An 11,825-nucleotide genomic window follows, 5' to 3' on the forward strand; every position below is an offset into this window, starting at 1 on the left:
AGTTGGATTTGGGGGAAGCCCCATCTTCAGCCGAAGGCAAGATGGGGTACTTCACTCCTCTGGTTGAATCACCACGAGTTGCAGCCGGACTCTTAACAGGACTTGCGCATGCGCTCATTACTTCGTCCCCGCAGCGTAAGGTAAATCGCCGACACCGATGAGTAATGAACTCATTAAAGGATATGAATGGGAAGCCTAAGTCGTTCTAGTACGTTCATCAGTACTGACAGGGATTGCCTACGGGACGAGAGTCCTATGGTAATGGCGTGGTCTTTCCATGCTTGGGCAGTCAAATCAATTGTCAATGCCATTTCAGAAAAACAACAAACTTGGTGCAAACAGAAGGCTTAAACGACCGCTGGATAAGGAAACAATCTCTTTGAGAGGATATGAAGGTCAAAAAGAAAAACTTAAAGCTGTCCCTGACTGGCAAGAACGCCTAAGAGAGTTTGTTGACCAACTCACATCAGATCTACCCAAAAATGAGTAGGGATGGGTAGAAGTGGGTAGGAATTAAGTGACAGTTTCTTACCCACATCCGCAGAGCGAACCATCTTTCGCGGGAAAAACGACCAGGTAGGGAGCGATCGCTAATTGCCGGAACGGCTAGTTCGGTAGAAATTTTTGATATCCAATGTTCGACATTATTCCCCTCTAACCTAATGGTACAGAGGGGAATACTATAAATGTTTGACAACTTATTCCTTTGATTCAATCAGCACTTTTTGCTGCCTAACAGGAAACAGGACTTGCCAAAGCTTATCCAGAGGCACAGAGCGCTCCTCCTGAACAAAAAGCAAGGGCAGGAGGGCAAACAGCCGTAGGACGCCTGAGAGAACAAACAGCCCAAGCAAGCCACCGGCACCAGCCTGAGTCGCCAGAAAGCTACCACAGGTGATTCCTATTGCCCCACTCACACCAGCAACCGCCCCCGTGATCGCGAAGTATTTGGACTGATTACCCAGCGGTGCCACTGCCATCATAAGATTGTTGGTACACAGGTCAATTGCCGCCCATGTCCCACCAGTTAGCACGTGTAACAAGGGAAACCAAACCCAAAGGGAAATTGAATCAGCTCCAGTTCCTAGCCACAACAGAGGTGTCACCCCCACCAAGACTCCCACGAATACCAGAAGTGGGCGATTCCCAATTCGGTCAGCCAGTTTGCCCCACAAAAGCAGCAGCAGCATGTTAGCACCAGTTGCTATGCCGTTATAAATTGTTACTACGCTGATATCTATCTCCAGGTTATCCAGCATGTAGAGGTTAAAGAAGGGAGCGCTGACGTTAACGGCAAAACACCATATGGCAATGTAAAACACAAACTTCAAAAAATTGGCGTCTTTGAGGAAGCTAAGATCTATTCCCCCTGACTGCGCTTGGGATGTCTCTGAACCGGCGACTTTTAAAAGCTGCGGGTTCACATCGGTCAACCAGAACTGACTGACCAGACTACTTAGCCCAAACACAACTCCTAGAACCAAGACCACACCGTAGCCTTGGAGTGTTCCATAGGGCCATTTCGATACCGCTAGACCCAGCAGCGGCACACCGATGAGATTCGTCAAGCTCACAAGACTATTGCGAAAGCCAAAATACCGCCCCCGCAACCGCTGTGGGACTAACACAGCCGTCCAGCCCAAAAAGGGAGCACGGCCCAAAGCTTCGATGATATTAGTCACCAATATAATTCCCAATGTCAACAGCAGCACTTGGTGCCCAGTGATATCAAATGAGATATCAGATGAGGTGAGCAACCAAATCGCTGGCAAGAGAATCACCCACAGTAGCCGCGACGGGACGAAAATGAACATCGAATACCAGTGGAAGCTGGGACTTCGGTCTACTAGATACGCTCCCAGCGGTTGGAGCAGATTCACCAACTGAGGAATCGAGGCTAAAAGACCAATTTCCACTGGACCTGCACCCAGCTCCAGCAAGAAATTAGTGAGCAACGCGCCGCCGATCATACTGTAAAAAACCGTAGCGAAGACACTCTCAAAAGTTAACGCCCTGAGGCTTGTCCGAATTTCCGGCTTAGAAATTTTAACAGGCGATTTTGGAGTTGAAGGAAGTACCGTCTGTGTTATTGCCCTATCCTCTGAGATTTCCTGAATAGGGACCGGGGGGAGAGGGCTTGTTTCTACTAATAAGTCGTCTTCTTGTTGCCCAAGCATATTATTTAGCCAATATTTAAAGAGTTAACGGGAACTTAATTGCTGCTTTGATTTGAGTGCATTTCCGAAGAAAAATCTCCTAAAAAATGCTTTGTTGAAATCCTGTCATGGCAATTTCCCCTATCAGGGTTAATAAGTAAACGCTATAGAGGGCTTCATGAATCTAACCAAAACTGTCACAAAACAGCCATTAATGTTGTTTAAAACACATTTGTAACCATTCTTATTATTTGAGCGATCAATTTATCAAATAATAATTTTCTAACTTATAATAATATAAATTTATTTTTTTAAATCTCCTTCTCAGGAGTTATTCTTTTTGTATAATCAATTTTTAATTTTCAATAAAAATGTTTGCTGAAATTATTTTAGGGTTAATCATTAGATGTCATATCTAAAGAAGAATATACTGCTCCAATGGGATTAATCACTTGACACGACCCAAAGCAATGTAACGCAAGATTTGAAGCGGTACGTTAACAGAGTGTAACGCACTCTACTACTGTAGTACTTGACCCGAAAGCGACCTTTGGGAGGCGATCGCTACAATTGTCATCCAAAAGAGTACGTCCGTTGCTAGAGGGAACGATACCCGCGAATCCTTAACTTATGTAGATAGTTAGTCTAGCAACTTCAACAAAGAGGCAAAAATGACTCAGGAACCACGTAAGCTGATTAATTTATCAGTGCATGAAAGCGCTGACCCAAGTGTAATTAACCCTACTAATCCAGATAAAGAAGCCTCTGGAGAGATAAATGACTTGAACGACTCTGTTCATGATGAAGAAAATGTTGATGTTCCCATTCCGAGTCTTTTTGATGACGATAGCGACGATAACCCTGTAGATCCTCAAATCGGCATTGTAGGTCGAAGTGCTGGATAAGCTGACTTGATGGAATGTAGCTATGATTACAGGCAGCTTTAACATTACACCTGCCTGTCGATAGTAAAAAACCTGTTAATATTCAGCAACACTAAAAATTGCACAACAACATCCTTTTGTCCCTGTTAGTTACGCAGTTATTAGCAGGGGTTTTTTTATCTAAAACCTAATGCACCGTAAATTTATTTGCTGCGTTCGTTACATAGGTAAATTTTAAGAGGGAAGAAAGTAGTTAGGATCAAGCGATTCATTTTTTACATTAATACACGTACTGGTTTATGGAGTCCCCGTCCTTAAGGACGGGGTCTTTACTGAAGTTCTATCTTTCAGCAAAATTGTATTCATAATCACAAATGCTCTTAACATTATATAAAATTCTTGACTAGAGACAAATATGTCGATTGATAGAAGGTAGCATAAACAGTTAGTAGTATGTTTTTAAATTAGTGATAGACATTGTTGTCAAAGTAAATAGCCTGAATACTTTCTAGGCAGTCAATAAAATAGCAAAAGCGTCTTTACCAGATAATTATCACTGCCCTTGTACTAATAAAAAGTTAGCAAAAAGGGTATTTTTTGTATGCAATTCTATCTGGGAAAGCATTTGTAAACACTTCAATTACCTACAAACAAAAAATTGAGATAACCTATGTCTGGCGAACAAAGTCAAATAAAAAATAACGGTATCAGTAATGGTAAGACAAAGATGCTTAAAGCTAAGCTATCGACATTGACTGAACCGCTATCATCAGGTGCGTCATCGCAGAATTTATCTATATCCAACAAAATCTACAAAGAAGCCTCTACAGATACGCCTGATATAATTTGCTTGTCTCATTTACGTTGGAATTTCGTCTATCAAAGACCGCAACATCTTTTGGTTCGTTGCGCTCAAGGACGGCGGGTTTTCTTCATTGAGGAGCCGATTTTTACCTCCGAACCGTTGGGGCGATTGGATGTAAGCCTTGACAAGAATGGGGTAGTGGTTGTTGTTCCACACTTACCACAAGGTCTGAGTGAGGAAGCGGTAAACGCGGATCTAAAAGTGCTAATTGATGGTTTGTTTGCAGAGCATAATATCCGCAAGTACATCTGTTGGTACTACACACCGATGGCGATCGCATTTACACGCCACTTGCAACCAGAAGCAGTCGTATATGATTGCATGGATGAGTTATCTGCATTCAAGAATGCGCCACCTGCTTTAAAGAACAACGAAACCGAACTTTTCCACCGTGCAGATTTGGTGTTTACAGGTGGACAAAGCCTTTACGAAAGCAAGGTGAACCAGCACCCCAACGTCTACGCATTTCCTAGTAGTGTAGATGTCGCGCATTTTGCACAAGGAAGAACTCTTAAAGAAGAACCAGCAGATCAAGTCAATATTCCCCATCCGCGCCTTGGGTTCTTTGGGGTGATTGACGAGCGGATGGATATTGAACTGCTAGCTGGTATTGCCGATGCGCGTCCTGACTGGCATTTGGTGATGATTGGACCGGTTGTGAAAATCGATCCCGCAAGTTTGCCACAGCGGGAAAATATCCATTATCTTGGTGGTAAAGATTATCAAGATTTACCTGCATATTTAGCGGGGTGGGACTTGGCGATGCTGCCGTTTGCCCGTAACGAGTCAACTCGCTTTATTAGCCCTACTAAAACTCCAGAGTATCTTGCCGCAGGTAAGCCTGTGGTGTCCACCTCAATTCGCGATGTCGTACGTCCCTACGGAAATTTAAAGCTGGTGCGAATAGCAGACACGGTTTCTGAATTCGTCGCCGCCGCAGAAATGGCAATGCAAGAGGACACCGCAGTTTCGGGATGGTTGAGCCGGGTAGATGCGTTTCTGGAGCAGATTTCTTGGGATCGGACTTGGGGATCAATGATGCAATTGATAGAGTCTGCCATTGCTGCCCAAAATGATGAGAATAAAATCAGCTCAAATCAGATTGTTACTGGTAAACAAGCACCAAACATCATTACCAGAGAGTTTGTCTTCGATTACTTGATTGTTGGTGCGGGGTTCTCAGGGAGTGTGATTGCCGAACGGTTGGCAAGTCAGTCTGGGAAGAAAGTGCTGGTTGTGGACAAGCGATCGCACATTGGCGGCAACGCTTACGATCATTACGACGATCATGGCATCCTCGTACACAAATATGGTCCTCACATCTTTCACACCAACTCCCGCGAAGTCTTTGAATACCTCTCGCAGTTCACTGCGTGGCGGGCTTACGAACATCGCGTCCTCGCCAGCGTAGACGGGCAACTTGTTCCCATCCCCATCAACCTCGACACCATCAACAAACTCTATGGAATGAACCTGACTTCATTTCAGGTGGAGGAGTTCTTCAAGTCGGTTGCTGAACCGAAAGATTACATCCGAACCTCAGAGGATGTGGTGGTAAGCAAAGTCGGTCAGGAACTGTATGAAAAGTTCTTCCGGAACTACACTCGCAAACAATGGGGACTCGACCCATCGGAACTTGACAAATCAGTCATTGCCCGCATCCCCACCCGCACCAACCGCGACGACCGATATTTCACGGATTCTTACCAGGCGATGCCGCTGCACGGCTTTACCCGGATGTTCGAGACGATGTTGGCACATCCCAACATCAAAGTGATGCTCAACACCGATTACCATGAAATCGAAACAAGCATACCTTGCCGCGAAATAGTTTACACTGGACCTGTTGATGAGTTCTTTGATTATCGCTACGGCAAACTACCGTATCGTTCGCTTGATTTCAAGCATGAGACGCACAACAAGTCGGTGTTTCAGCAAGCGCCAGTCATCAACTATCCAAACGAACACCTTTATACCCGCGTTACAGAGTTTAAATACCTGACGGGACAGGAACACCACAAGACTAGTATTGTTTACGAGTTTCCCAAGGCAGAGGGAGACCCTTATTACCCTGTACCGCGTCCGGAAAATCAGGAAATTTACAAGCAATACAAGGAACTGGCTGATGAGACGCCAGGTGTGTATTTTGTAGGAAGGCTGGCAACCTACAAGTATTACAATATGGATCAGTGTGTTGCTCAGGCTCTTTCTGTTTACAAACAAATTGCGGTTAAGGCTTGATACTACTTCGTGTCTGCGTCTAAGCGCTATGCGCAAAGCGCACGCAATCATGCGAACGCGCACGCTACGCGAACGCAGTTAATAATAAAACGAACCGCCAAGACGAGCCAGCGCCGTGCGGGGGTTCCCCCCGTTGAGGCGACTGGCGTCGCAAAGAACGCCAAGGAAGAAAAAGAGAATATTAAAGTTGAGTTTTAAGTATGGTTTCCTTCAACTCAACACTCAACACCCATAACTCACAACTTCCTTTGGAAGTGTGGGCTGGTGTGGAGTGTACAGTTAATCGTGTGGGTGATGAGTATTTCGACCAGTTGGAACGCAACGGTCATGCAACGCGCTTGGATGACCTAGACTTATTCGCCGAACTAGGGATAAAGGCTATCCGCTACCCGATTCTGTGGGAGCGAACCGCGCCTGACGGGTTGGAGAATGCTGACTGGTCGTGGGCTTCGGAGCGACTGGGGCGATTGCGCGAACTGGGCATCCGTCCGATTGTGGGCTTAGTGCATCATGGTAGTGGACCACGTCACACCAGCTTGATAGATCCAGAATTTCCAGAGAAACTAGCTTTGTATGCCCGTGCGGTTGCAGAACGTTATCCTTGGGTAACGCATTACACACCTGTAAACGAGCCACTGACAACGGCACGATTCAGTGGAATGTACGGACACTGGTATCCTCACGGAGGTGATGAGTTAAGTTTTGCACGTGCTTTGTTGGGGCAGTGTCGTGCGATCGCCCTTTCGATGAAGGCGATCCGAGAAGTTAACCCTAACGCCCAACTTGTGCAAACCGAGGATTTGGGTAAGATTTACAGTACGGCAAAGCTGGCGTATCAAGCTCAATTTGAGAACGAGCGCCGCTGGTTGAGCTTTGATTTATTATGCGGTCGAGTCACCCCAACTCATCGGATGTGGGGTCACCTGCGTCACTGTGGCATTAATGAGGCTGAACTTGAATGGTTTCTGGAAAATCCCTGTCCGCCAGATATTATCGGAATTAACCACTACCTGACGAGCGATCGCTTTTTGGACGAGCGCAAAGAACGCTATCCGGTTTGTTCGCATGGGGGTAACGGGCGGGACGAGTACGCAGATGTAGAGGCAGTGCGGGTTTGTGCTGAGGGTGCAGCAGATCCGCGCAACTTGCTACTAGAAGCATGGGAACGCTACAAACTGCCGATTGCTATTACCGAAGCTCACGTCAGCTGTACCCGTGAGGAGCAGCTGCGCTGGCTTTATGAGGTCTGGAGTGCGGCGGGACAATTACGAGATCAGGGTGTAGATGTCCGCGCTGTCACTGCTTGGTCGCTCCTTGGTAGTTACGATTGGAATAGCTTAGTGACTCGTTCGGTTGGTTACTACGAGTCAGGCGTGTTTGACTTGCGTTCGCGTAGCGTCTCCTCTGGAGAATCGCCACACCCACGACCGACAGCAATTGCCAAGATGGTGCGGGATCTAGCTGCTGGGCGCAAACCGAATCACCCACTACTTGAAACACCCGGATGGTGGCATCGGCAAGAACGGTTATTATACCCAGCGGTAAGTTGTTTAAAAGAAAGCAGTGGGCAGTCGGGAGTAGGGGGAGAAATGACTTCCTCATCTTCCCCATCTCCTCTAGTCATTGTGGGTGCAACAGGAACCTTAGGAAGGGCTTTTGCTCGTTTGTGTGAACTGCGGGGTATTTCGTACCGCTTGCTGTCACGCAAAGAAATGGACATTGCTGATTGTGCTTCTGTCAATACGGTTCTGACTGAGTTAAAGCCGTGGGCGGTTGTGAACGCTGCGGGATACGTGCGGGTGGACGATGCGGAACGCGAACCCCATGTTTGCCTGCGGGTGAACGCCACCGGACCAGCGATTTTAGCTGCGGCTTGCGCTCAGCATAACGTGGCACTGCTGACTTTCTCGTCAGACCTCGTATTTGACGGTGCTGTGTTCAACCCTTATGTTGAAAGTGATGCCGTTGCTCCCCTCAATGTGTATGGCTGCAGCAAAGCTTTGGCAGAAAAGTTGGTATTGAAGCTTCATCCCGCATCGCTGGTCATTCGCACCAGTTCATTTTTCGGTCCTTGGGATGATTACAATTTTGTAACAATTGCACTACGTCAGCTAAGCGCTGGGAATACCTTCGTCGCTGCTGAGGATGCAATTGTTTCGCCTACGTACGTGCCGGATCTTGTCCACACCAGTCTAGATTTGTTGATTGACGGCGAGTGTGGTTTGTGGCATCTGGCTAATCAAGGTGCGATCGCCTGGGCTGACTTGGCACGGTTAGCGGCGAAAACAGCAGGCTTTAATCCTAGCAATGTGATTGCCCTGCCAACGCGAGAACTTGGTTTAACCGCTAAGCGCCCGACTTACAGCGTTCTTGGTAGCAATAGGGGTGATATCATGTCCTGCCTTGACAGTGCGATGTCTCGCTATTTTGATGAGTGTCAACGATTTTAGATTTTTGTCATTTGTCAATGATTTCTAACTCTATACGGGCGTTGCTTTCGACCAGAAATATATCGAGTTATCAGAAATATTTTTGCTTCGTAGCTTCGCCCCTACCTAATTGATTGTTTAATCCAAAATCTAAAATAGACTTGTTGCAGAAGTAGGGAACGCTTAACGCTTAACAGGGGACTCTTAACGCTTAACTCTTAACGCTTAAGTCTTAACAGAACCTCGTAAAATCTCACTTTTGCAATCTTGTCTAATCTAAAACCTAAAATTAGTACAGTTATGACAACCATTTTAGTCACAGGGGGAGCAGGATATATTGGCTCCCATGCAGTATTAGCTCTAAAAAACGCAGGTTATGAGGTCGTTGTTCTTGATAATCTGTCGAATGGGCATCGAGAACTTGTGGAAGAAGTTTTGCAGGTAAAGTTGATTGTTGGTGATACGAGCGATCGCCCTCTTTTAGATACCATATTCTCAACCCACAATATAGCTGCAGTGATGCATTTTGCTGCCTACATTGCCGTGGGTGAATCTGTCACTGACCCAGCCAAATATTACCACAACAACGTCGCAGCCACCCTGACGCTTTTAGAAGCAATGCTTGCTGCTTCCATCAACAAGTTCATCTTTTCTTCTACTTGCGCTCTTTATGGTGTGCCTAAGTTTGTGCCGCTGACTGAAGACCATCCTCAAGACCCCATCAGTCCTTATGCAACTAGCAAATGGATGGTAGAGCGAATTTTGTCTGATTTCGATACAGCTTACAATCTCAAGTCTGTCCGTTTCCGCTACTTTAACGCCGCAGGTGCTGACCCAAATGGGTTATTGGGTGAAGACCACGAACCAGAGACTCACCTCATACCATTGGTGCTAATGGCTGCTTTAGGTAAGCGCGAATCTATTTCTATTTTTGGCACTGATTACCCTACCCGTGACGGTACTTGCATTCGAGATTACATTCACGTAACTGACTTGGCACAAGCACATATCTTGGGTTTGGAGTATCTCCTAAAAGGAGGAGATAGCGAAGTCTTTAATTTAGGCAATGGCAGTGGATTTTCAGTTAGAGAAGTCATCGAAAGTGCAAAGGAAGTCACAGGAGGTGACATCAAAATAGAGGAACGCGACAGGAGAGCTGGTGATCCGCCTATCTTAGTTGGCAGTAGCGACAAAGCAAGTAAAGTTTTGGGTTGGCGTCCCCAATACCCAAACCTACAGGAAATTATCTCCCACGCTTGGCAGTGGCATCAACAGCGGCATGGGTAGACATAATGAAAATCAAGTTTTGAGTTTAAATATCCCGCTCTAGTCACTGGATAATTATCCAGTGACTAGAGTTGGTGTATGGAGTACCTCAAAGCTCGTGCAATACAGTAGTACCCCGAACCTTGGCTTGTATGATACTCCCATAGTAGGCGGCGACAGTTGCCGTTAGAGCGTTCAACCAAACATTGTTACCAAACAGTGGCATTAAGCCAAACGTTGTTTTAGCCAAGGGTAGCAATCCCATGATCGAGAGCAAGGTATAGGCAACTGCAAAACTACGATTGAATATGCGTGCACTGCTGGTGCTAGTATAGGAGGCAATCCCCAATAGACCGACGGCGCAGTGTACGATGTTATGCAAGAAATTGGTGGGAAACAGCCCGAATACATAGCCAAATCCCATAGCATAGGCGCTCTTAGTTGCATCAATTGGGACATAAGATGCAGTCGTCCCAGGCAATGAAACCAAACCTGGTATAAATCCAGCTACACCTAAAACCAAAAAGAGAATTCCGATAATCAGGGCACAGTAACGCTCTATGATGTCCGCCTTGTTTACGTTGTCCATATTATTCATGACCTCAAGTTTTGTGCAAATCTTCACTCGAATGTTCGCTATATGCAAAGATAGGGTTTCAACCGAGAAATACAGAAGCGAATCGCTGACCACTCTCGGGGTTCTAATTAACTGAAATCCCTAATATAGATTCAAACCTTACGGCATCGGATGGAAAAGAAGATCGGGAAAAAAGTAGTTAAACACAGCCCAAGTCGAGAAGGCAACTGATATCGAAATAACAGCAATAACTGGTATGAGGGAAAGATACTGAAGGAAATATTTGACTTGCTCGTTTTGCTTCTGCATGACTGCTTTCCAAAAAAAGTTAATGACTTAAGCTGAACTCGTATGGCGAAACAAAAATTGATTCTAGTGATATACAAATCACTAAAAAATAGCTCAGTTTGCTTTTGGTGTAAAAACTTTCAAACTGAGGACTTGAAGTTGACTGTACAATCACTAAATTAATTACGAAAATTTTCTTTTTCTTCTAACTAAAGATAGGGCTAATATTAAGTTAATTTGTCATTGATAACACAAAAAATATATTGCTTCAGGGTTGGAATAGCTGTGTGAAGTGAGAAATCTGAAATCTAAAAAATGACAGAAGCAATATATTGATGGAATATTAATGGATACTAAAAAAGCCCCGATGGAATTTCAGGGGCTAAGCGAGGTTGAATTAGAGGAATCGAAGAACACAGACTGCTTTGTTGTTCAACTTAATACTATCTATTTAATAACTGTAAATATCCCTCCTAAAGTCGGAAAATCAGTTACAAATTACTGTGTTTATGAATACAACCAGCCCCACTTCAAATATTCCTTTTTGATAGTTCATACTTTCAAGAAAAAAAGCCTCCTGCTAAATAGACGGGTGAGACAGCAGGAGACAACTGGAATGTTGATATTTTCACTAGAAAGTTTTTATAAAGTAGCCATGCTTAGCATCATTCAGTCACCTCAAATTGTCTCGGCATTCCCACGCTATCGCCGGACTTGGAGGGCCATCTAACAGTAACAATAGTGCAGTCAGACTCAGCAACCCAACAATGCGGCACACCTGAACACCAAAGAACGTAGTCACCTTCTTGAGATAGTACAATATCTCCGTCCTCAAACTGAAGGCGAAATCTTCCGTGGATGAGGATGGAAAGGGTGGCGGCTTCGTTATTGACTGCCCATTGGGTTCTACTGTCTCCTGCTTTGTGCACAGCCCATTTCACTTCTAAATCTTCGGTTGAGCGCGGATCTTCACTCGGGGTGATAAAGTGACCAATAAACCAGCCCCAGCGCTTCGCGCCTTCAACAATAGCGTTACCAAAAACAACTTTAGCCTGCATCTGTCAAATCAAAAGAAGGAACTAAAATTCGTCCAGTGTTACCTGTTTTGTTATATTCTTC

General features: G+C 45.3%; 9 protein-coding genes. 5 read left to right on the plus strand and 4 right to left on the minus strand.

Annotated features, from left to right (window positions below; all coding sequences use genetic code 11):
• Positions 1 to 304 precede the first annotated feature (304 nt).
• Positions 305 to 490: a hypothetical protein gene (locus tag DP116_RS17370; RefSeq protein WP_169156366.1), complete on the plus strand. Its 186-nt coding sequence runs from the start codon at positions 305 to 307 to the stop codon at positions 488 to 490.
• Positions 491 to 698: 208 nt separating this feature from the next.
• On the opposite strand, the gene DP116_RS17380 is transcribed toward DP116_RS17370, so the two are convergent.
• Positions 699 to 2,177 (minus strand): MFS transporter, encoded by a 1,479-nt coding sequence (locus tag DP116_RS17380; RefSeq protein ID WP_169156368.1) that lies wholly within the window; start codon positions 2,175 to 2,177, stop codon positions 699 to 701.
• A 650-nt stretch (positions 2,178 to 2,827) separates the two neighbouring features.
• On the opposite strand from DP116_RS17380, the gene DP116_RS17385 reads away from it, so the two are divergent.
• From DP116_RS17385 to galE, 4 genes are all read left to right on the plus strand, one after another.
• Positions 2,828 to 3,061 (plus strand): hypothetical protein, encoded by a 234-nt coding sequence (locus DP116_RS17385; RefSeq protein ID WP_169156369.1) that lies wholly within the window; start codon positions 2,828 to 2,830, stop codon positions 3,059 to 3,061.
• A 649-nt stretch (positions 3,062 to 3,710) separates the two neighbouring features.
• The gene (glf, locus tag DP116_RS17390; protein WP_169156370.1) at positions 3,711 to 6,146 is read left to right on the plus strand and encodes a UDP-galactopyranose mutase; all 2,436 of its coding nucleotides are present in this window, start codon (positions 3,711 to 3,713) and stop codon (positions 6,144 to 6,146) included.
• Between the two features lie 200 nt (positions 6,147 to 6,346).
• Positions 6,347 to 8,596 (plus strand): family 1 glycosylhydrolase, encoded by a 2,250-nt coding sequence (locus tag DP116_RS17395; protein ID WP_169156371.1) that lies wholly within the window; start codon positions 6,347 to 6,349, stop codon positions 8,594 to 8,596.
• A 279-nt stretch (positions 8,597 to 8,875) separates the two neighbouring features.
• Complete coding sequence (gene galE / locus DP116_RS17400; protein WP_169156372.1) at positions 8,876 to 9,862, plus strand: UDP-glucose 4-epimerase GalE; 987 nt, start codon at positions 8,876 to 8,878, stop codon at positions 9,860 to 9,862.
• Positions 9,863 to 9,950: 88 nt separating this feature from the next.
• Here the strand turns inward: galE and DP116_RS17405 are convergent, their stop codons facing one another.
• The 3 genes from DP116_RS17405 to DP116_RS17415 all read right to left on the minus strand — a co-directional run bounded on the left by DP116_RS17405 (position 9,951) and on the right by DP116_RS17415 (position 11,764).
• Positions 9,951 to 10,430 (minus strand): DUF4383 domain-containing protein, encoded by a 480-nt coding sequence (locus DP116_RS17405; RefSeq protein ID WP_169156373.1) that lies wholly within the window; start codon positions 10,428 to 10,430, stop codon positions 9,951 to 9,953.
• Positions 10,431 to 10,577: 147 nt separating this feature from the next.
• Complete coding sequence (locus DP116_RS17410; protein WP_169156374.1) at positions 10,578 to 10,727, minus strand: PsaJ protein; 150 nt, start codon at positions 10,725 to 10,727, stop codon at positions 10,578 to 10,580.
• A gap of 644 nt (positions 10,728 to 11,371) precedes the next feature.
• Positions 11,372 to 11,764, minus strand: a complete 393-nt coding sequence (locus tag DP116_RS17415; RefSeq protein ID WP_169156375.1) for a cupin domain-containing protein — start codon at positions 11,762 to 11,764, stop codon at positions 11,372 to 11,374.
• Between the last annotated feature and the right edge of the window lie 61 nt (positions 11,765 to 11,825).

The sequence above is a fragment of the Brasilonema bromeliae SPC951 genome, from assembly GCF_012912135.1.
Lineage (GTDB): Bacteria > Cyanobacteriota > Cyanobacteriia > Cyanobacteriales > Nostocaceae > Brasilonema > Brasilonema bromeliae.